General features: G+C 72.7%; 24 protein-coding genes, 1 tRNA gene and 1 pseudogene. 5 read left to right on the plus strand and 21 right to left on the minus strand.

The features are described 5' to 3' along the window. Positions 1-76: 76 nt before the first annotated feature. Complete coding sequence (locus ABD323_RS30915; RefSeq protein WP_344445343.1) at positions 77-940, minus strand: TerD family protein; 864 nt, start codon at positions 938-940, stop codon at positions 77-79. A gap of 526 nt (positions 941-1,466) precedes the next feature. Between ABD323_RS30915 and ABD323_RS30920 the strand changes: the two genes are divergently transcribed. The 3 genes and pseudogenes from ABD323_RS30920 to ABD323_RS30930 all read left to right on the plus strand — a co-directional run bounded on the left by ABD323_RS30920 (position 1,467) and on the right by ABD323_RS30930 (position 6,353). Then, positions 1,467-2,675 carry an HpcH/HpaI aldolase/citrate lyase family protein gene (locus ABD323_RS30920; RefSeq protein WP_344445344.1) on the plus strand — a complete coding sequence of 403 codons (1,209 nt, stop codon included), beginning with the start codon at positions 1,467-1,469 and terminating at the stop codon, positions 2,673-2,675. Between the two features lie 53 nt (positions 2,676-2,728). After that, positions 2,729-5,481, plus strand: a pseudogene (locus ABD323_RS30925) (phosphoribosyltransferase). Further along, entirely contained in the window at positions 5,478-6,353 is an 876-nt protein-coding gene (locus ABD323_RS30930) for an HAD family hydrolase (protein WP_344445345.1), read from the plus strand. The pseudogene ABD323_RS30925 and the gene ABD323_RS30930 overlap by 4 nt, the downstream one beginning before the upstream one ends. Before the next feature lie 89 nt (positions 6,354-6,442). Here the strand turns inward: ABD323_RS30930 and ABD323_RS30935 are convergent, their stop codons facing one another. Beyond that, on the minus strand, positions 6,443-6,622 hold the full coding sequence (locus tag ABD323_RS30935) for an FmdB family zinc ribbon protein (protein WP_344445346.1): 180 nt from the start codon (positions 6,620-6,622) through the stop codon (positions 6,443-6,445). Between the two features lie 62 nt (positions 6,623-6,684). After that, complete coding sequence (locus ABD323_RS30940; RefSeq protein ID WP_344445347.1) at positions 6,685-7,875, minus strand: coiled-coil domain-containing protein; 1,191 nt, start codon at positions 7,873-7,875, stop codon at positions 6,685-6,687. Between the two features lie 325 nt (positions 7,876-8,200). Here ABD323_RS30940 and ABD323_RS30945 point away from each other — a divergent pair. After that, positions 8,201-8,275, plus strand: a tRNA-Val gene (locus ABD323_RS30945). A 92-nt stretch (positions 8,276-8,367) separates the two neighbouring features. On the opposite strand, the gene ABD323_RS30950 is transcribed toward ABD323_RS30945, so the two are convergent. The 18 genes from ABD323_RS30950 to ABD323_RS31035 form a co-directional block, all read right to left on the minus strand. Further along, positions 8,368-9,531: a tyrosine-type recombinase/integrase gene (locus ABD323_RS30950; RefSeq protein WP_344445348.1), complete on the minus strand. Its 1,164-nt coding sequence runs from the start codon at positions 9,529-9,531 to the stop codon at positions 8,368-8,370. Then, the gene (locus tag ABD323_RS30955) at positions 9,531-9,749 is read right to left on the minus strand and encodes a helix-turn-helix domain-containing protein (protein ID WP_344445349.1); all 219 of its coding nucleotides are present in this window, start codon (positions 9,747-9,749) and stop codon (positions 9,531-9,533) included. The genes ABD323_RS30950 and ABD323_RS30955 overlap by 1 nt, the downstream gene beginning before the upstream one ends. Then, positions 9,736-11,091 (minus strand): replication initiator, encoded by a 1,356-nt coding sequence (locus tag ABD323_RS30960; RefSeq protein WP_344445350.1) that lies wholly within the window; start codon positions 11,089-11,091, stop codon positions 9,736-9,738. The genes ABD323_RS30955 and ABD323_RS30960 overlap by 14 nt, the downstream gene beginning before the upstream one ends. Further along, positions 11,091-12,161, minus strand: coding sequence for a DNA cytosine methyltransferase (locus ABD323_RS30965; RefSeq protein WP_344445351.1), 1,071 nt, complete (start codon positions 12,159-12,161; stop codon positions 11,091-11,093). The genes ABD323_RS30960 and ABD323_RS30965 overlap by 1 nt, the downstream gene beginning before the upstream one ends. Before the next feature lie 65 nt (positions 12,162-12,226). Continuing rightward, entirely contained in the window at positions 12,227-12,397 is a 171-nt protein-coding gene (locus ABD323_RS30970) for a hypothetical protein (RefSeq protein ID WP_344445352.1), read from the minus strand. 4 nt (positions 12,398-12,401) lie between these two features. Continuing rightward, positions 12,402-12,578, minus strand: coding sequence for a hypothetical protein (locus ABD323_RS30975; RefSeq protein WP_344445353.1), 177 nt, complete (start codon positions 12,576-12,578; stop codon positions 12,402-12,404). A gap of 116 nt (positions 12,579-12,694) precedes the next feature. Continuing rightward, positions 12,695-13,237, minus strand: a complete 543-nt coding sequence (locus tag ABD323_RS30980; RefSeq protein ID WP_344445354.1) for a GGDEF domain-containing protein — start codon at positions 13,235-13,237, stop codon at positions 12,695-12,697. Beyond that, positions 13,234-13,464, minus strand: a complete 231-nt coding sequence (locus ABD323_RS30985) for a hypothetical protein (RefSeq protein ID WP_344445355.1) — start codon at positions 13,462-13,464, stop codon at positions 13,234-13,236. Before ABD323_RS30985 ends, ABD323_RS30980 begins: the two co-directional genes overlap by 4 nt. Before the next feature lie 88 nt (positions 13,465-13,552). Beyond that, complete coding sequence (locus ABD323_RS30990; RefSeq protein WP_344445356.1) at positions 13,553-14,098, minus strand: DUF6197 family protein; 546 nt, start codon at positions 14,096-14,098, stop codon at positions 13,553-13,555. A 14-nt stretch (positions 14,099-14,112) separates the two neighbouring features. Next, positions 14,113-14,307, minus strand: a complete 195-nt coding sequence (locus ABD323_RS30995; RefSeq protein ID WP_344445357.1) for a hypothetical protein — start codon at positions 14,305-14,307, stop codon at positions 14,113-14,115. 11 nt (positions 14,308-14,318) lie between these two features. Continuing rightward, complete coding sequence (locus ABD323_RS31000) at positions 14,319-14,510, minus strand: mobile element transfer protein (RefSeq protein WP_344445358.1); 192 nt, start codon at positions 14,508-14,510, stop codon at positions 14,319-14,321. 15 nt (positions 14,511-14,525) lie between these two features. Continuing rightward, a complete protein-coding gene (locus ABD323_RS31005) occupies positions 14,526-15,227 on the minus strand; it encodes a DUF2637 domain-containing protein (RefSeq protein WP_344445359.1) in 702 nt (233 codons plus the stop codon). Between the two features lie 81 nt (positions 15,228-15,308). Continuing rightward, on the minus strand, positions 15,309-15,488 hold the full coding sequence (locus ABD323_RS31010) for a hypothetical protein (RefSeq protein WP_344445360.1): 180 nt from the start codon (positions 15,486-15,488) through the stop codon (positions 15,309-15,311). Positions 15,489-15,493: 5 nt separating this feature from the next. After that, positions 15,494-15,742: a hypothetical protein gene (locus ABD323_RS31015; RefSeq protein ID WP_344445361.1), complete on the minus strand. Its 249-nt coding sequence runs from the start codon at positions 15,740-15,742 to the stop codon at positions 15,494-15,496. Positions 15,743-15,828: 86 nt separating this feature from the next. Next, positions 15,829-16,092 (minus strand): hypothetical protein, encoded by a 264-nt coding sequence (locus ABD323_RS31020; RefSeq protein ID WP_344445362.1) that lies wholly within the window; start codon positions 16,090-16,092, stop codon positions 15,829-15,831. 82 nt (positions 16,093-16,174) lie between these two features. After that, on the minus strand, positions 16,175-17,554 hold the full coding sequence (locus ABD323_RS31025; protein WP_344445363.1) for an FtsK/SpoIIIE domain-containing protein: 1,380 nt from the start codon (positions 17,552-17,554) through the stop codon (positions 16,175-16,177). A gap of 5 nt (positions 17,555-17,559) precedes the next feature. Beyond that, positions 17,560-17,907 (minus strand): SCO3933 family regulatory protein, encoded by a 348-nt coding sequence (locus tag ABD323_RS31030; protein ID WP_344445366.1) that lies wholly within the window; start codon positions 17,905-17,907, stop codon positions 17,560-17,562. Between the two features lie 139 nt (positions 17,908-18,046). After that, on the minus strand, positions 18,047-18,826 hold the full coding sequence (locus ABD323_RS31035) for a GntR family transcriptional regulator (RefSeq protein WP_344445364.1): 780 nt from the start codon (positions 18,824-18,826) through the stop codon (positions 18,047-18,049). A gap of 90 nt (positions 18,827-18,916) precedes the next feature. Between ABD323_RS31035 and ABD323_RS31040 the strand changes: the two genes are divergently transcribed. After that, on the plus strand, positions 18,917-19,384 hold the full coding sequence (locus tag ABD323_RS31040; protein ID WP_344445365.1) for an NUDIX domain-containing protein: 468 nt from the start codon (positions 18,917-18,919) through the stop codon (positions 19,382-19,384). The last annotated feature ends 167 nt before the right edge of the window (positions 19,385-19,551 follow it).

Consider the following 19,551-nt stretch of genomic DNA (forward strand, 5'->3'; position numbering starts at 1 on the left):
CCGCTTTCGTCCCTTCCTGAGCAGTGGGGGTGGTGCGGGGAGTGGGGGTGGGGGGGGCGGGCGGGCCGACGGTGGGTCAGGGGGTGGCCGGCGGGGTCTGCGGGTAGCCGTACCCCGCTCCGGGCGCCGGCGGGGCCAGCGGGGGCGGGGGGGTGGGCGTGCCGGGCGGACCGACGGGCGGGGCCGGGACGGCCGCCGGGGGGAGGGTGTAGGTCCCCGGCTCCTCGCCGGCGCCGGCGACCGTGCCGGTGTCGGCGGGCGGGGTGGCCGGTGCGGCGGGAACGGCGGTCGGGGCGGCCGGCGCCAGGGTGTAGGCGGCGGGCTCCTCCGGGCTGCCGGCGCCCGTGGCGGGAGCCGCGCCCGCCGGTGCGTCGGTCATCGACACGGCGTCCTCGTCGACGGTGATGCCGAAGTCGGTGGCGAGGCCGCCGAGCCCCGAGGCGTACCCCTGGCCGACCGCGCGGAACTTCCAGCCGCCGGAGCGCCGGTACAGCTCCGCGCAGACCAGGGCGGAGACCTCCTCGGCCTCGGTCACCCGGAACTCGGCGAGCGGCTCGGTGCCGGCCGCGGTGGCGCCGGCGTCGTAGAGCAGCACCCGCAGCCCGGTCACGTGCTGGAACGAGCCCTCCTCGGCCGAACCGGCCAGCACCACCCGGTCGACGTCGGCCGGCACGTTGGCCAGGTCCACCTCGATGGTGTCGGCGATGTCCTCGCTGCCCGGCACCCGGTGCTTGGGCAGGTGGCGCACCACACCGGACGGGTGCCGGGGCTGGTTGTAGAAGACGAAGTCGGTGTCCGACCGCACCCGGCCGTCCGGTCCGACCAGCAACGCGGAGGCGTCCACGTCGGGTCCGCCGGGCAGCGTGCTCCAGCGCAGGACGGCGCGGACCGCCGCCGCGGTCAGCGAGATATTGGCGCCCTTCGCCATCACATGCGTCATAGCAGTCCATCCTGCCCGGTGGCCACCCCTGTGGACAACGCGGGTGCGGGCTTCTCCTGGCGGGCCCGGGTCGTGCGCGGGCGCACGGGCGGGCTGCGGGCCCGCCGGTGCCGCGGCCGGGCGGCGGCGGAGCGGCGGCAGAACGGTGACGGGTGGCGGGGGGACGGCGGGGGGAGCGGCGGTGGAACGGTCGGGGAATGGCGGAATGGCCGGGGGCCGGTGAGGTGGGGCGATGGAATGGCTGAAAACTTGCGCGATTTCGCAAGTGGTATCTCGCATGTGAGATGCGTGTGAATGGCGTGGCAAGCTTCCGAAACTTCAATGTTTCAGGAGCCCACCAGGCTCGGAACGGACCGTACGATGGGCGGCCCAGGCCGGTACGGGCTGCGCGGACGAGACGGCGGGTCGAATGGGCCCGAGCCCGACGGATTCGGGTCCGTCCGTGCCGAAGGCATGACGAGCGGCCCGTCCTGTGGGCCACCATTCGGCATCAGCATGTCTGTCGCGACATTCCGGGGAGTGCACTTTGCGCCATTTCGGCCAGCTCGGCGAGGACGTTCGCCGTCGGCTCTTCCTGACCGAGCCCGAACCGTTCGACCGACAGGGCGCAGCCGCCACGCTGGCCACCGCGCTCGGTGCCACGCTCTACAGCCCGGCCACCCGACCGACGCTGGCCCAGGACATCCGGCGGCAGGCGGCCGCCGGGGTGACCTCGATGGTGCTCTGCCTGGAGGACGCGATAGCCGACCGCGAGGTGGAGGCCGCGGAGGCCAACCTGGTGGCGCAGCTGCGCGAGCTGGCGGGCGAGGGCGAGGGCGAGGGCGAGGGCGGGAGTGCCGGAGAGTCGGTCGAGCTGCCGCTGCTCTTCGTGCGGGTCCGCACGCCCGGCCAGATCGGCGACCTGACCGGGAGGTTGGGCTCGGCGGTCCGGCTGCTCAGCGGCTTCGTACTGCCGAAGTTCACCGAGGACCTCGGCGCCGCCTTCCTGGAGCAGCTGGCCGAGGCCGAAATCGCCAGCGGGCAGCGGCTGTTCGGCATGCCGGTCCTGGAGTCGCCGGAGCTCGCCCACCTCGAGAGCCGGCGCGCGCACCTGCTGGGCGTCGCCGACCTGCTGGGGAAGTTCCGTGAGCGGATCCTCGCCGTTCGGCTGGGTGTCACCGACCTCTGCTCTGCTTACGGACTGCGTCGCTCGCCCGACCTGACGGCCTACGACGTGGCTCTGGTGGCCGACGTGATCGGGGACGTGGTGAATGTGCTGGGCCGCGCGGACGGTACCGGCTTCACCGTCACCGGTCCGGTCTGGGAGTACTTCCCGGTCCAGCAGCGGATGTTCAAGCCGCAGTTGCGCCGCACGCCGTTCGCCGTCGCCGAGCCCTCGCGCGAGACGGTCCGCCAGCGGCTGATCGAGCACGACCTGGACGGACTGCTCCGTGAGGTCGAACTCGACCGAGCCAACGGACTGTTGGGAAAGACCTGCATCCACCCGAGCCATGTCCCGGCGGTCCACGCGCTGTCGGTCGTGACCCACGAGGAGTACTGCGACGCGCGCGACATCCTGCAGCAGGACGAGCACGGCGGGGGCGGCGTGCTGCGCTCCGCGTACACGAACAAGATGAACGAGGCCAAGCCGCACCGGCCGTGGGCGGAGCGGGTGATGCTCCGCGCCGAGGTGTTCGGGGTGGCGCGCGAGGACGTCACGTTCGCGGAGCTGCTGGCCGCCTGCCTCTGCGCCTGACGGTCGTGCGCCGGAACCCGCCTGCTGAATCTGCCCGCTGAACCCCCGAGGAAATGAGCACCATGGAGATGACGGACCCGAGCTGGAGCGGCCGGTGGGTCGCCGAGCGGCTGGGAATCGGTCTGTCCGGCTCGCCCGAGCTGCCCGGGCTGCTGGGCCTCGCCGTCCGGGAGAACCCGAAGCGGGCCCACCTGCTGGTCTCCCAGGTGCTCGGCAAGCACGTGCCGCAGCGCCCCGAGGTGGTCCACCAGGCGGGCCGGCGACTCGGTTCGCTGGTGCGGGAGCGGCTCGGGGCGGGGGCCGCGGGGACGGTGGTGCTGGGCTACGCCGAGACCGCCACCGGCCTCGGCCACTGCGTGGCGGACCTGCTGGACGCCCCCTACCTGCACTCCACCCGGCGCGAGGTGGCCACCGTCGCGCGGGCCGGCGGATTCGCCGAGGAGCACTCGCACGCGACCGGTCACCTGCTGCTGCCGGCCGACCCCGGCCTGCTGGCCGGGACCGGTCCGCTGGTCCTGGTGGACGACGAACTGTCCACCGGGCGAACGGTGTTGAACACCATCACCGAGCTGCACCGGCAGTACCCGCGGCAACGGTACGTGCTCGCCTCGCTGGTGGACCTGCGCGGTCCGCAGGACCGGGCGCGGCTGGTCGAGTTCGCGGCCGAACTGGGCGCGGAGGTCGAGGCGGTGGCGCTGGCCGAGGGGCTGGTGCGGCTGCCGCCGGGCACGCTGGAGCGGGCGCAGCGGCTGGTCGCCGCCACGGCCGCGGCGACCGTGACCGCCGCCCCCGTCGCCGTGGTGCGGGGTCTGGGCGGTGGGCTGGTGCGGGCCGAGCTGGACTGGCCGGCGGGGCTCCCGGACGGCGGGCGGCACGGGTTCCACCCCGCGCAGCGCGTCCGGCTGGAGGGCACCCTGGACGCGCTGGGTCAGCGCCTGGCCGGCGCCCTGCGGGGTGGTGAGCGGCGGGTGCTGGTGCTGGGCTTCGAGGAGCTGATGTACGTGCCGCTGCGGCTGGCCGGCGCGCTGGCCGAGCGGCTGGGAGCGGCGGTGGACGTCCGCTACTCCACCACCACCCGCTCGCCCGTTCTCGCGGTGGACGACCCCGGCTACGCGATCCGCACCCGGCTGGCCTTCCCCGCCCACGACGACCCGCGCGACGGCGGTTCCCCGACCCGTTACGCCTACAACGTGGCGCCGGGCACCGATCCGTCCCGGCGGTTCGACGCGATCGTGCTGCTGGTCGACACGCCGGCCGACACGCCCGAGCTGCACGCCCCGGACGGCCTGCTGGCGCGGCTGCGGGAGGTGACCGACCTGGTGGTGCTGGGTGTGGTGCCCTCGTACTCGCCCCCGCCCCCGCCCTCGCCGGAGCTCGCGGGGACCCCCCGTACGGACGACAGTCGGAACCCTGGAAGCAGCGTGTCCGTTTGATCACTCGACCCGCCACCGCGCCCGCGCCCGTTCCCGGGCCACCTCTGCCGCCGCCCGCTCCGACTCACCTTTCCCGACTCCTGCCGAGTGCCCCCTCGAAGGCGAGCCTGCCGATGCCCACGACCCACTCCCTGCCGACGCACCCCCGGGCGGGAGACACCCCGCCGGGCGACTCCACCGCCGCGCGCCCCCGCCCGCCCGGCGCCCGGCCGACGCTGCCGCGGCCGCTGCACGGCCCCTCCTTCTCCTCGTACGACGCCCAGGAGGTCGGCTGGCTGCTGACCGACCTCTCCCAGGTCGCCCTGGAGGCGCCCACCGAGGAGCGCGAGGAGGCCGTCCAGTCCGGCGGCGCGCACTACGCCGAGTCGCTGCCGGTCGAGTACCAGCCGAGCCCCGAGTACCAGGAGCTGTTCCACCAGGCGCTGCGCGGTTCGGCGCACCGGATCGCGCTGGCGGTCGGCACGGTCGCCGAGGCGCTGCTGCGCGAGCGCGGTGGCGCCGATGCCACCGGCGCGCCGGGCAGCGGCCTGGTGCTCGCCTCGCTGGCCCGGGCCGGCACTCCCGTCGGCATCCTGATCCGGCGCTGGCTGGCCGCCGTGCACCGGATCGAGGTGCCGCACTACGCCGTCTCGATCGTCCGGGGCCGCGGCATCGACCCCGTCGCGCTGCGGTACCTGGCCGCCCACCACGATCCGGCCGGCGTGGTCTTCGTCGACGGCTGGACCGGGAAGGGCGCGATCACCCGCGAGCTGGCCGCCGCGCTGGCCGACACCCCGTTCGACCCCGAACTCGCGGTGCTCGCGGACCCGGGCCGCTGCGTGCGGACGTACGGGACCCGCGACGACTTCCTGATCCCGTCGGCGTGCCTCAACTCCACCGTCTCCGGGCTGGTCTCGCGCACCGTGCTGCGCGACGACCTGATCGGCCCCGACGACTTCCACGGCGCCAAGCACTACGCGGAGCTCGCCGGCGCCGACGTCTCCCAGGCCTTCCTGGACACCGTCACCGACCACTTCCCCGCCGTCCGGCAGGAGGCCGTCGCCGCCGCCCTGCTGCTCGCCGCCGAGGACCGCACCCCGACCTGGGAGGGCTGGGCGGCGGTCGAGCGGATCAGCGCCGAGTACGGCATCAACAACGTCAACCTGGTCAAGCCCGGCGTGGGCGAGACCACCCGGGTGATGCTGCGCCGCGTGCCCTGGCGGGTGCTGGCCCGGCGCGGGGCCGGCAGCGACCTCGACCACGTCCGGCTGCTCGCCGCCCAGCGCGGCGTACCGGTGGAGGAGGTGGACGACCTGCCGTACTCGTGCGTCGGTCTGATCCACCCGCAGTACAACCGTGGCGCGACCGACGAGCAGGGGCAGGCAGTGACATGACGGACCGTCAGGAACGTTCCGAGGCCACGGCGGGCACCCCGGCGGGTGGGCCGTACGTGGTGGCCAGCGACCTCGACCGCACGCTGATCTACTCCGGGCGGGCGCTGGCGCTCTCCGGACCGGACCGGCTGGCCCCCCGGCTGCTGTCGGTGGAGTTCCACGACGGCAAGCCGCTGTCGTTCGTCACCGAGCGGGCCGCCCGGATGCTCGCGGAGCTGGCCGCCGAGACCACCCTGGTCCCGGTCACCACCCGCACGCGCAGCCAGTACGAACGCGTCAACCTGCCTGGCCCGGTGGATGGTTGGCGCCCGCCGTTCGCCATCTGCGCGAACGGCGGCCGATTGCTGGTGGACGGCGCGGTGGACCGTGAGTGGGACGCCGCGGTGGCCGCCCGGCTGGCCGGGAGCGGCGCGGCGCTGGCCGAGGTGGTCGAGCACCTGGCGCTGAGCGCCGACCCCGAGTGGACCCACAAGCGCCGGGTCGCGGAGGACCTGTTCACCTACCTGGTGGTCGAGCGCGCGCTGCTGCCCGAGGGGTGGCTCGAGGAGCTGACCGGCTGGTGCGCCGAGCGCGGCTGGACCGTCTCGCTGCAGGGCCGCAAGGTCTACGCCGTCCCCGCGACGCTGACCAAGAGCGCCGCGCTGGCGGAGGTGGTCGGGCGGGTCGGCGGTGCGCCCACCGTCCTGGCCGCCGGGGACTCGCTGCTCGACGCCGACCTGCTGCTCGCCGCGGACGAGGCGTGGCGCCCCGGACACGGCGAACTCGCCGACCAGGGCTGGACCGGCCCGAAGGTGACCGGCCTGGTGCAGAGCGGTGTGCTGGCGGGCGAGGAGATCGTGCGGGCGCTGCTCGGCCGCGTGCGCGAGGGGTGAGGGGCCGGGTCGTCCCGGGCCTCACCCCTCACCACTCCCTTGCTCGGCCCTCAGCCGCAGCAGCCGCCCCCGCAGCAGCCCCCGCCGGCCTAGGCGGGGGCCTGCGGGGCGGACCCGGATCCGGCGCCGGTGACGGCGACCGTGGAGAGCAGCTTCACGGTGTCCTCGTGGCCCTGCGGGCAGACGGCGGGGTCGTTGGCCTGCGCCATGGTGCGGCGGAGTTCGAACGTGGCGCCGCAGGAACGGCAGCGGAAGTCGTAGCGTGGCATGCCCGCAGCGTACCCAGTTCCGGCGCGCTCGGTGCCGCGTCGTCGTCGGTGCTCCCGTGCGGTCAGTGCGGCGCGCCGGTGCCGCGGATCATCGCGACCACCTGGCCGGCCGTCTCGCGAACCGCGTCCAGCTCGGTCAGGAAGTGCCAGAAGTCCGGGTGCCGCCCTGCCGACTCCAGCCCCGCCACCGCCCGGTCGAGCCGGCCGACCGCCGCGTCCAGCGGTCCCGCGTGGCGCGGGTCCGGCGCCTGACGGCCCGCCATCGCCAGCCGCTGCGCGTCGCGCAGCGCGAACCGGGCGCGCTGCACCTCGGCCTGCGGGTCGCGCTCCACCTCGGTCAGCCGCCGCAGCCGGTCGGTCACCGCCGCGATCGAACCGTCCGCCGTCTCCAGCAGCGCGCGGACCGTTCCGATCGCCGCCGTGGCGTCCGCCCAGCGCTGCGCGTCCCGGGCCGCGGCCGCCTCCGCCAGCTTGCCCTGCGCCGTCCGGACGGCCTCCGCCGCCTGCTGCGGCACCCGCTGCAGGTCCTGCCAGCAGGCCGTCGTGAACCGCCGCCGCAACTCGCTCAGGGCGGGGTCGACCGTGCCGGCCTTCGTCTCCAGCGCCTGGATCCGGGTGCGCAGGCTGGCCACCCGGCGGTCGATCTCGCGCGCCCGCTCCGGCCGCTGCTCGGCGTCGGCCCGGATCGCCTCGGCCCGGCGCGCCACGTCCTCGGCCCGCTGCAGCGTGGCCGCCACCCCGTGCCGGCTCGCGCCCTCGTTCAGCCGGGTCAGCTCCGGCGCGAGCTCGACCAGCCGGCCCGCCAGGTCGTCCGCGGCCAGCCCCGCCGACCGCACCGCGTCCAGCGCCGTACTGGCCGCGAGCAGCGCCCGCTTCGCCTGCTCGACCGCCGGCGTCACCCGGATCAGCTGCCCCTCCGCGTACTGCAGCAGCGGCTGCAGCCGGCCGAGGAAGGTGTTCAGCTCGGCCTGCTTCGCCGCGAGCTCGCGCGCCGCCTGCTCCAGCCGCTGCCGGGCCTGCGCGGCGGCGCCCGGCGGCAGCTCGGCGGCCTCCAGGTCGACGGCGTCCAGCGCGTCCAGGTACGCCATGTTCACCTGGTTGATCCGCGCGGACAGGTCCTGGAACTCGGCCACCGCCTGACGCACCGAGGCACCGTCCTCCGCGGCCCGCACCGTCTCGACCGCGATCTCCACCTCCCGCTGGGCGGAGTCCAGTTCGTAGAACGCCTGCTGCGCGGCGTCCCGCGCGGCCACCGCGTCGGCCAGCTTCGCGTCCGTCCCGCGCCGCCACCACCGCGCGCGCCCCGGCCGCCGCCACCGGCAGCAGCACCAGCTCAGCCGCCAGCCGCGCCGCGACCCGCGCCCCGTACCCCCGCGTGCTACCCGCCGTCACCAGTGCTCCCTGTTTCCCGCTAGCCGCAGCCGATCCGGCCCCCATTGTCCCCGATCACCCCCACCCGGCCCCAGCCTCCCCCCACCCCTCCGCCCCGCCCCCGCCCGCCCTGCGCCGACCCGCACCCCGGACCAGGTACTCTTACCCTTCACCGCATGACCCCCACCCGGGACCCCCATGCGGCGGGGGCGCGTAGCTCAGTGGTAGAGCGCTGCTCTTACAAAGCAGATGTCGGCGGTTCGAAACCGTCCGCGCCCACCAGGGACGACCGGTGGTCGTCAGCACGAAGGGCCAGTTCGGAGGCATGATCCTCACGAACTGGCCCTTCGTCGTTGTCTAGTCCGGTGGAGCGGTCAGCTGGGCTGTGCCATCCCCGTGCCAGATTCTGGGAGATCATCTCTCCCAAGGGCCCGGCGAACCGCCTCGCCCATCCGGTCGGCGATGGCCCGGTCCCGGTCGCTGGTCATGTGCTGGTAGATCAACGCGGCCCGGGTGCTGCTGTGGCCCATCCGGGTCATCAGCTCGCGGGTGCTGGCGCCGTTCTGCGACGCCAAGGTGTTGCCCGTGTGGCGGAGGTCGTGGAAGTGGGCGTTCGGGCTCACGCCGGCCTTGGTGCGGGCGGCGATCCAGTCGTCCCGGAAGTTGCTGCGGCGGAGCTGTCCGCCGCGGGGACCGATGAACACGTGCCCGTCCGGGCCGGGGCCGGCGAACCGCTCGAGGTGGTGCCTCAGGTCGCCGACGATCTCGGCAGGGAAGGCCACCGGGCGGAAGCCGGCGCGGCTCTTGGGTGCCTTGTCGATGAGCCTGCCAGTGTTCAGTTCGGCCTGATTCCGCTGCACCCGGACCAGGCGGCTCTCCAGGTCGACGTCACGCCGCCGCAGGGCGGCCAGCTCGCCGAAGCGGAGGGTGGTGAAGGCGGTCAGCAGGACCAGCGCCCGCCACCGGGGGCCGATCGCGTCCGCCACGGCGAACACCTCGGTCACGGACAGGACCGGCCGTTCCGGGACGTCGTAGGTGTCGGCACCCTTGATCCGGCAGGGGTTGCGCTGGATCAGCTCGTCATCGACGGCGGTGTTCATGATGGCGCGCAGGAGCTGGTACGCCTTGACGACGGACGGTTCGCCTCCACCATCCGTCAGCAGTCCGGAGCGCCAAGAGCGGACGCGCGCGGGGGTGATCTCGGCGAGGGTACGGTGGCCGAGACCGGGACGGATGTACTGCCGGAGTGTGATGGCGTACCGCTCGCGGGTGCTCTCCTCCAGCTTGCGGTCACGCAGCCAAGTCGTGGCGAATTCACCGAAGTTCAGCTTCCCGGCGTCGGGGTCGGTCCACCTGTCCCGCTTGATGTCCGCCTCGATCAGGGTGAGCGCGACATCGGCATCCGTCTTGGTGGCATACGTCTCCTCACCGGGGCGCATGAGCCCTGTCACGGGATCCGGGTAGCGAATCTGCCAACGTCCGGAACGGAGTTGGCGGACCGAGCCGAACCGCCGGCGATTGCCCTTGCTGTTGGCCATCAGGCGGCCCTCCGCAGTGCGGCACGGCGGGCGACCACCGGTTGCACGGTGTTCGACGCCATGAAGTCGGCGAGGACGGTGGGAGCGATGCGGATGTGGCGGCCGACCTTGATGAACGCGATGCGGCGTTCGGCGACCAGGCGGCGGGGAAACCGCTCGGTGGTGCCGAGGATGGCAGCTACCTCGGCGATGGTGAGGAGGTGGTCAGGCAGAGGCATGGGTGGTGGGTTCTCCTTCCGATCCTGGTGCGGGGGTGAGTGCTTCGACGAGCCAGCGTTCGCCGGGGGTGAGGCCGACGCCGGCGAAGGTCCAGTGGGCGAGGACGAGGGTGGTCGGTTCCTCGGTCGTCTCGGCCGTGGTGTCGGGGCTGTGGTGCTGTTGGGCTTGGGTGCGGCGCCAGGCGGCGCGGGCTTCGCGGAGGGCGCCGAGGGTGGTGGAGTAGCGGCGGGTCTTGGTGGAGAAGTGGCCGCGGAAACCGAGCATGTGGGCCCAGGCCCGGAGGCGGAGCTCTTCGAGTTGGGGGAGGGCGCCGAGGGTCCAGCAGGTGCGGATGAGGCGGCGCGCGTGTTCGGGGATGTCGAGGTGGGCGAGTTCGGCGAGGAGCTTGACGGGGCGGTCCAGGGTGCCGGTGGCGGTCTCGGCGCCTTTGGTGGCGTACTTGGCGATGTAGGCGGCGACGGCGCGTTCCGTGATCTGGACGGGCCCGGTGAAGTCGGCGCTCTTGATGGGGCGGATGTCGAGTTGGCGGCCGAAGGCGAAGCGGTGTTCGCGGTCGTTGAGGAGCGGGCCGGGGATGTCGGTGCGGCGGGCGGCGGTGTGGATGGCGTCGGTGAGGAGTTCGGTGCTGGCCCAGGCGGGTGGTGGGGTGTGGCCGCCGTCGGGTCCGTCGAGGCGGATGACGGCGTGGAAGTGGATGGCGCCGCGTTTCTGGTACTCGGCGACCTTGCCGAAGGAGATGCGGGCGAAGTCGGCGAATTCGCGTTGGGTGAGGCCGGCGCGTTTGGCGATCTCGCGGCGTAGGTGGATGGAGAAGCGGGCCCAGAGCTTGCCGGCGTGGGCGTTCCACAGGACGGCGGCTTCGTAGTCGTAGGTGGTGGGGTTGAGGGGGGTGCCGAGTTGGGGGTCGTCGGTGGGGTGGGTGGTGCCGCAGCGGCAGCGGCCGGTGGTGGGGCGGTTGTGGACGGGGCCGAAGCTGGGGGCGGTGAAGGTGGCGAAGACGCGGGGGTGGGTGGCGACGGTGGTGGGGGTGCCTTTGCCTCCGGTGAGGCCGGCGGTGATGAGGTGGTAGGTGTCGCGGCGGTAGGTCTCGGCGCAGGTGGGGCAGCGGGTGGTGCGGCGGTTGTTGCAGCGCACGAGGAGGTGGCCGGCGGCGAGTTGGGTGGAGTCGAGGTGGTGGAGGACTTCGCCGGTGGTGGTGTGGACTTCGGTGCGGTGGCCGTCGAGGCGGATGGGTCGGCCGCAGCCGCCGAGTCCGGCGAGTTGGCGCATGAGGGCGGGCATGGTGCCGAGTTGGGCCATGGCGGTGAGGTCGGCGATGGGGGGTGCGGTGGTGGCGGGCATCAGGCGGCCACCCCCAGGACGGCGATCGCGGGCTCCAGGACGCGGGTCAGGACGGCGGAGGCGAGGGCCGGCGGGACGGCGTTGCCGATCTGTTCGAACTGCTTGGTGCGTGAGCCCTGCCACGGGTAGTCGGCGGGGAAGTCCTGTAACACGGAGGCTTCCTGGACCGACAGCCGGCGGATGTGGGTGCCGTTGTCGTCCAGCCACGCGACGTCGTTGAGGGAGTGTCCGAACAGGAGGGTGGGGGCTGGTGCGTCCAGGGGGCGTCGGGTGGCGGAGGGTCGGTTGCCGACGCGCAGGGTCCAGGAGCGGGCCCGACCGGTGAGTGTCCAGGAGGGGCCGGTGGTGGCGAAGTGGTTGCCGCCGGTGTGGTGTTCACCGCGGGTGACGACGTCGGCGGTGGGCAGTGCGAGGGTGTCGGCCATGGTCACCCAGGCGGCGCGGCCGGGGCCGAACAGCGTCTCGGGTTCGGGTGTCTTGGCGTGGGTTGGCTCGGGTGGTGTGACGTTGCGGGTGGTGGAGGCGAGGAGGAAGGCTCGGCGGCGGGTTTGGGGTACGCCGTGGTCGGCGGCGTTGAGGATCCCGACCCAGGTGGAGTAGCCGGCGGTGCGCAGGATGCGGGCGGTGTGGGCGAAGAGGGGTTCCACGGCGGGGACTTCCTCCAGGGCGATCCAGTCGGGGCGGGTGTCGAGGGCGTAGCGCAGCGGCTCCACGACCAGGAGCGATCGCGGGTCGGTGCAGGCGGCGCGCAGGGCGGCACGGGTGTCGTGGCCGGCGGCGATGTCGTCGAGGGCTTGGTGGCACAGGGCGATGTCGTCGGTCCCGGTCTGGAGTCCGGCGGTGCTGAACGTCTGGCAGGGCGGGGAGCCGATCAGGCCGGAGATCCGCCCGACCAGTGGAGCGGTGGGGTACTGGGCGACGTCGGTGCGGATGGTGCGGTGGCCGGCGGCGGTGCGGGTGGCGCAGGCGGCGGGGTCGAGTTCGATGCCGATGTCGGTGTGGCCGAGGCGGCGCAGTCCCTGTGACCAGCCGCCGGGGCCGGCGAAGAGGTCGATGATGTGGCGGTGCACGGCGGTTCTCCCTCCAGGGCGGGCCCCGGGACCGGTGGCGTCACGGTCTCCGGGGCCCGGAGCGGTCAGGGTTGGTCGGCGCTGGGCTTGGTGTGCTGGTCGATCCACTGCTCGGCGCAGACCTTGTGGACGGGCTTGTCACGGTCGGAGCGCAGGTTGGTGGGCTTGTCGCAGACGCCGCAGGGCTCGGGGCGGGGTGACCAGTGCTTGGAGTCGCGCCAGTCGAGGAGGGCCACGGGATCAGGCGGTCTTCGCGGCGGTGAGGGGCCGGGCGCCGGTGCCGTGGCAGGTGAGGCAGGCGACGGTGATGGTCTGGCGGGTGCCGTCGGCGAGGGTGAGGCCGGTGGCGATGGCGGCGGAGGCGAAGCCGGCGCAGTCGGTGCAGCGGTGGGCGTGGGTGTGGTGGTGCTGGGGCATGATGAAGGTCTCCTTCTGGTCGTGGTCTTGTGCTGCGGCTGGCAGGGGGTTGCGGTCTCCGGGGCGGTGGGATGCTTGGCGGCTTTTGCCGCCCCGGAGGCTCGGATTGGTGCAGGTCAGCGGCGGCGCGTGGTGCGGCCGGGCTTGTGGGCGTACATGTCGCGGTCGGCGGCGGAGAGCGCTTCGGTGAGCAGGAGCGCGGCCGGGTGCGAGGCGCCGATGGTGGCCGAGACGTTCAGGACCATGCCGGCGTAGGTGACGGGCTGGGCGAGGTCTTCGCGAAGGTGGGGCAGCCGTCCGGTGTGGTCGAGGACGACGACGGCGAACTCGTCCCCACCGAGCCGGGCGGCCAGGCCGGCGGTGCCGCACCAGGTGGTGAGCCGCCGCGCGGTGGCGGTCAGGACCGCGTCGCCGGCCGGGTGCCCGTGGGTGTCGTTGATCGACTTGAAGTCGTCCAGGTCGATCAGCAGGACGGTCACGCGGCCGGGGTTGTGGCGGATCAGGCGTTCGGCGCGGGTGGTGAAGCCGTCGCGGGTGAGCAGACCGGTGAGCGGGTCGCGGCGGGCGGTGGCCAGGCGACGGGTCAGCCACAGGCCGTGGGTGGCCCAGCCGAGCAGGGGAGCGGCGGCGGTCAGGGCCGGCGCGAGGGTGGCGGTCACTTGCGCCCCCACTTGCGGCCGGGGCGCTGCGGCTGGGCGGTGTGGGTGGCGGCGTTGGCGGACGCGTCCTGGTACGCCTGCCGGTAGTGCGGGAGGCTGCCGGTCAGCGCGCTGCCGGGAGTGGCGGCGATCTCGCCGATCTTGCGGGCGAGTCCATCCGCGCGGTGCTGCTCTTCGGCGGCGAACGCCTCACAGGGCTGCTGCTGGTTCCTGCGAAACACGGACATGGCGGGTCTGCTCCTTCGGGCTTGGCGGAGGGTTGCGGGGGTGCGGGGCGGTGGGATGCTTGGCGGCTTTGGTCGCCCCGGGTGCGGGTCAGAAGCCCAGGCGCAGGGCGCGGGCGGCGGCGCGGTCGAGCAGGTGGTGAATGTCGGCCTGCCGGGTGGTGGGCTGGTCGTTGTACTCGTCGGGGGAGGTGACGGGTCGTCCGGTGGCGTGGAGGATCTCCATCACCTGCCAGCGGGCGTTCTGCACGGTGGTGGGGGTGCCATAGCCGTGGGCGAGGACGGCGGCCTGCGCGCCGAGGAGGCAGACGCGGCCGGCGGTGTCCCACATCGCGCCTTGCAGCCAGCCGTGGTGGTGGAGGTAGCGGGAGGTGAGCCGCAGGTGGTCGGCGGCGGTGACGGGCACGGGGTGGGCGGGGCGGCGGGCGATCCGCTCCAGCAGGGTGAGGGTGGGCGGCGGGAAGCCGGTGTTCCAGGTCTGCACGGTGCTGCCGAGCGGGCAGACGTACGGGAGGGCGGCGCGGCTCTGGGCGGGGGCGGGGAGGGTGGCCAGGTATGCCTCGATCTCGGCGACCAGGCCGGAGGCGTCGATGGTCAGCAGCGGCGGCAGCTGCCCGGGGTGCAGGGTGGTGGGCATGGCGGGGTGTCCTCTCACTTCTGGGTGTGGTTGACCATGTCGACGCCGGACTTGGTGGTGCCGTCGATGGCGGGGGCGATGAAGGTGCCGGCGAGGTAGAAGCCGAAGAGCGCGATCAGCGCGGCGACCCACAGGCGGATGCCGAGGAACTTGACGGCGGCGGTGGTGCCGATCCCCAGGACGAGGACCAGGGGCAGGGTGATGGTCACGGCGGGGCTCCTCAGCGGATCGGGCAGTGGTGGGTGGTGGCGGCGATCTCGGCGGCGGGGCGGGAGTTGTAGTCGGCGGAGAAGCCGCAACGCGGGGCGGTGCAGGCGGCGGTGTGCTTCTCGCGGCCACGGGCGTCGTAGTAGGTGGCGACCTGGACGGGGCCGATGCGGATCACGTTGCGCGGGCGGATCGGGCGCGGCATGAACTAGTGCTCCTGTCAGGTGAGTTGGGCGGCGATGGCGTCGGCGAAGTGCGCGGGGACGCCGAGGCGCAGGCGCAGGGTGTCGGTGTCGATCGGGGTGCCGGTGCGGGCGTGGTGGTCGTCGGCGACCTTGCGGGCGTGGTCGACCAGCGCGGCGGGGACGGCGACCGTCGGCGCGGCCGGCACGGGAGCGGGATCAGGCGCCGCGGGCGCGGGCGCGGCGGGCAGGGCGGGGAGCGGTTCGGGGAGCGGGAGCGGATCCGGCCCGGGTTCGTCCGGCGCGAAGGTCGGCGCTGATTCGGCTTCGTAGAGCGGCAGTTCGGGCTCAGGGCCGGTGTCGGGGGTGGGGGTATTGGTGTGGGCGAGGAGGGTGCCACCGAAGAAGGCGAGGGCGGGCCAGCCGGCGACCAGGATGCGCAGCCACGCGGGGACGTGCCTCAGGTCGAGGAGTCCGGCGGTGGCGACGTTCGCCCCCAGGGATGCGGCCAGTGCGATCAGGAACCAGGTCCATGCGGCGCGTGCCGGTTGGGAGTTGGCGCGCAGGACGCGCATGCGGTGCCAGGCGGCGACGAGCAGCAGGTCGACGGAGATGGGGTAGGCCCAGGCCTTCCAGCCGTTCTGGTTGGCGGCTTGGGCGATGTCGTGGAGGTGGGCGAAGGACAGGGCGCCGGCGATGGCGGCTTGCACGAGGACGGCATCGGGGCGGGGCAAGCGCATCGGGTGGTCCTCCTTCCAGGTGGGGCCGGGGCCGGGCGGGGCTGGAGGTGGCCGGCCGCCCGGTCGCGGCAGGTGGCGGGGCTACTGGGGGGCGATGCCGGAGCCGAGGCAGGTCGGGCACAGGACCTCGACTTCGCCGGCGGGTCGGGCCTTCTTGCCGCGTCCGGCGAGGTGGGTCTCACTCACCCAGCCCTCGCCCGCGCATCCCGAACAGGGCACGGGGGCGGGGGCGGGCTTGGCGGCGGTGCGTCGGGAGGCCATCGGGATCACTCCGCCGGGGTGGTGTCGGTGTTCGCGGCGGCGAAAAGCTCCAACGCGGCCAGGAAGCCGGCGGCGTTCTCGGCCAGGGCCCGGGCGCACTCCAGCTGCTCGGCGATCGGCACGTCCCTGTGCGAGGCCAGCGCCAGGCTGCAGTCCGCACCGTTCAAGGTCAGGATCGGGGTGCGCTGGGTGCCGTACTGGCACAGGTGGAACCAGGTCTTGCCGTCGACGTGGAACGAGACGGATGCGGACATCGGGCGGTCCTCTCGGATCATGTTCGGGCATGGCGGGGGTAGGGACTTGGCGCGGAGACGGCCGCGCCGACCGGAGTGGGGAGAGGTCAGCGCTTGTGGCGCTCGTCGGCGATCCGTCCGGACTTGGCCAGGGCCTCCCACATCGCGCCGTCGGCCTTCTCCAGCTCGATGTGGCTGTTGACGATGTCGAGGCAGGTGCCGTGGTCGGCGGCACGGGCAGCGGCCGAGAAGGCCTCCTGGCGGGCCTGGTGGAGTTCGCGGTAGTGGTCGTGTGCGGCCTGGTATCGCTGTTCCACCTGGTGCTGGTACGGGGTGTCGCTCTGGTTCGACTTGCGGTTGAACAGGCCCATGTCGGGGGCTCCCTCGGTTTCGGGCGTGGCGGGGTAGGGACGTGGCGCGAAGGAGGCCGCGCCGGGCCGGATCAGGGGTGGGTCAGCTGGTCGCCGGGAAGGGCTTGACCAGCGGCACCGCGTCGGACGCCGCGGGGGCGGGCGGGACGTGCGGGCGGAAGCGGGCCAGCGCGGGCAGGTCGGGCACGAGGTGCGCGCTGTCGCGGCAGGTGCGGGCGGCGTCGGCGAGGGACAGGTGCGGGGTGCGGATGCGGCACCAGCCGCCGGAGGAGTCGCCCGCGACCGCGACGCCGGGCATCTCGGGCGGGATCGAGGTAGCGGCCATGACCGCTTCGGGGGAGATGTCGGCCAGGCCCATCTCTGCGGTGGGGCGGTCATTCACGCGGTGCACGACGCGGCCCGACAGCTGAGCGCGGAGCATCGTGGCGCCCTTGCCCAGCTCGGAGCCGAACCGCTGACCGCAGATCTCCAGGTAGATCCCCGCCGCGCGGCCCAGCTGCGCGAGCCGGATCAACTGGGTGACCATCACGTCCCGTCGCTTCTCGTCCTTCGAGGTGGCCACCAGGAACAGCTCCGCGACCTCGTCCACCAGCAGGACGATCGGCACCGGTCGCAGCTTGGCTGGCAGGCCCCAGATGTCCGAGGTGATCTCCTCGTCCGCAATGCTGGCGCCGATGCCCTGCTGATGACGGATCAGGTCGTAGCGCCCTTCCATGTCCTCGACTAGGACATCCAGCAGCTCGACTGCCTGGTCCGGGTCGATGGCCAGCGCCGACAGCCGCGGGGCGAACGGTGCCAGCTCCACGCCGCGCTTGCAGTCGATCCCCACCAGCGCCACGGTCAGCGGAGCCAGGCCCTTGACCAGGTTGCGGATGTAGACGGACTTGCCGGACTGCGTCGCGCCCAGCGTCATGGCGTGCGGGATCGGCCGGTAGTCCCGCACGTACGCGGTGCCGTCCTCCCGCAGCGCCACCGGCACCACCATCGGACCGGACGGCGCCCGGCGCGGCATGCGGACCTTGCGCAGCACGTCGAAGCCGGTCATCCGCAGCTCGACCACACCAGGCTTGACCACCGACACGTGGACGGAGTGGACGCCCCAGGCGTGCCGCAGACGCTCCGCCGAAGCGGACACGTCCGCCGGTTCCTGGCCAGGTGCCAGCCGAAGCCGCACCCGCAGACCGGTCGTGGTCGGGCGGATCCGCTTGATCTTCGGCGGGACGGGGCGGATCTCCCGGCGCGAGGTGGCCCGGGTGAACAGGATCCGCAGCCGAGACGGCGCGACGGTGAGCCCGCAGGCGTCCATCGTGCTCGCATACGTGGCGCGGAAGCGGACCGCCGCGACCGGCAGACCGATCGCCGACCAGTACACCGCCGGCGCCTTGACCCGGGCGTACGCCGCACCGCCACCGAAGGCAGCCAGCGGGACGCCGAGTTCCGTCAGCGTCATGACCCCCGACATTGCCCTCAGCCCTTCACGCCGGCCGGGACGATGGACGTGATCGCAACGGCGCGGAACGAGATCCCGTGCCGCTTCTGGCCGTTGAACTCGTTCTCCCAGTCCCGGGCCTTGAGCCCGGTCACCGTCACCGGCATCCCCACCGCCAGACCCTCACTGATCCCGGTCTCCGGGACCGCGACGGTGTAGAGGTTCGCCTCACCCTCGTCCGCGATGGTCAGACCCACGGTGTACATCCGCGCGCCGGTCTCGCGGTCAACGGCGATCTCACCCGTCTGCTTGTTCACCAGCTTCGGCGCCGGCGGAACGACCACGAACACGAACGCGGTCGACGTATCGATCTTGAAGGTAGCCACGAGGGCAACTCCTCTAAAGGAGGTCTCCTCCTGCACTCATGTACAGGAGCTGATGGATAGAAGAGTGCCCGACTCCTGTACATGAGTCAACCCGCCGCGGGAGGGGAATCTGCGGCGGGCTGAGGGGTTTGACCTTCAGTCAGTCCTTTGCTGCGAAGCGGTAGTCGAGAACGAACTGGTCAGCGGCCATGATCGTGTCACAGACCTCCACGACCCGGCCGGCTTCAGTGATGGCGTCCCGAACCAGATGGATCACCGGCGAGCCAGGGCTCAGCGCGAGGGCGGCAGTCTCGGCCTTCGTGGCGAGTCGGGCCCGCACAGTCTCGGTGAACTCAGCGAGAACGTGGTTCCGCTCTTCCAAACGGGCGTAGATACCCCCGCCACCAGGGTTCTCGGCGAACATCTCCGGAATGTCCTTGATCACGTCCCATGGCAGGTAGGACGTCGCCTCCTCGGTGGGCGTGCCATCCCGGAAGTAGCGCCGCTTGCGCGCCAGCACCTTGGCGCCAGCCGGGACATTCAGTCGCTCTGCGATCTCGGCCGGCGCGTCGACTGGGCCAACGAAGAGCACGTTGACCGAGGGGACGCCGCCTGACTGCTCCGCTTCGGCCAGGTAGGCGGCCTTGCCCGCCAGGCGGTGAGCACGTCGGAATCGATCGGATGACTTTCGTTGAACCGGCGGACGCGAGCGGACGTAGGATCCGCGACCATGATGGGTCTCGATGAGCTGCGTAGTCCGCAGCTCGGCCACAGCCTTTCGCACTGTGCCGGAGGCAACCCCGTAGCGCTCCATCAGCTCAGCTTCACTGGGCACCGCATCACCCGGGGCCAAGGCGCCGGACTTGATCTGAGCGGCGAGGTCATCTGCGATCTGCAGATATTTCGCCTTGGCCGTCGAGGCCAGGCCACTGCTGTCCATGTGTGTGTTCTGCTTCCTTTGATGGAGCAGGCCACCGTCGGAACCACACCAGAACGCGCATGCTCAAGATGGTGCACTACTCTCCTGTACATGAGTACCAGCGCCCAGGAGAAGTCGTCAACGCCTCTCCATTCCGTGTCCGTGGCCGGCGCCGTCATCCGTGGTGACGGTCGACTCTTGGTGATCAAGCGCGCTGACAACGGAACGTGGGAGCCGCCTGGCGGAGTGCTGGAACTCTCGGAGACGGTCGAGGACGGTGTGCGCCGCGAGGTCTACGAGGAGACAGGCATCAAGGTCTCGGTGGAACGGCTCACCGGCGTGTACAAGAACGTTAGCCGCGGAGTCGTCGCCCTGGTCTTCCGCTGTCGTCCCGAGGGTGGGCAGGAGCAGCTGTCGGACGAGTCCACCGCCGTGGCGTGGTTGACCCCGGCGGAGGTCGCCGACCGGATGGGCGAGGTCTACGCGGTGCGCCTGCTGGACGCACTCCGGGATGAGGCAGCCCCGCACATCCGGACCCACGACGGCCGGACGCTCATCGGCATGTCGCAAGCGAGCTGACCTACCGAGCCTGAGCCCTCTTGCCCTTGCCCACTTGGCTCCAGACGTAGGCGTGCCGCGCGATGGTGTAGATCCGGTCCACCTGGTTCGGGGACACCAGCGCTGGCCACGCGGGTAGGACCGAAGCGATCTGCTCGCCGGCGATGACCGCAACCGCAGGCTTTGCC

This window comes from Kitasatospora nipponensis (genome assembly GCF_039528135.1).
GTDB classification, from domain to species: domain Bacteria; phylum Actinomycetota; class Actinomycetes; order Streptomycetales; family Streptomycetaceae; genus Kitasatospora; species Kitasatospora nipponensis.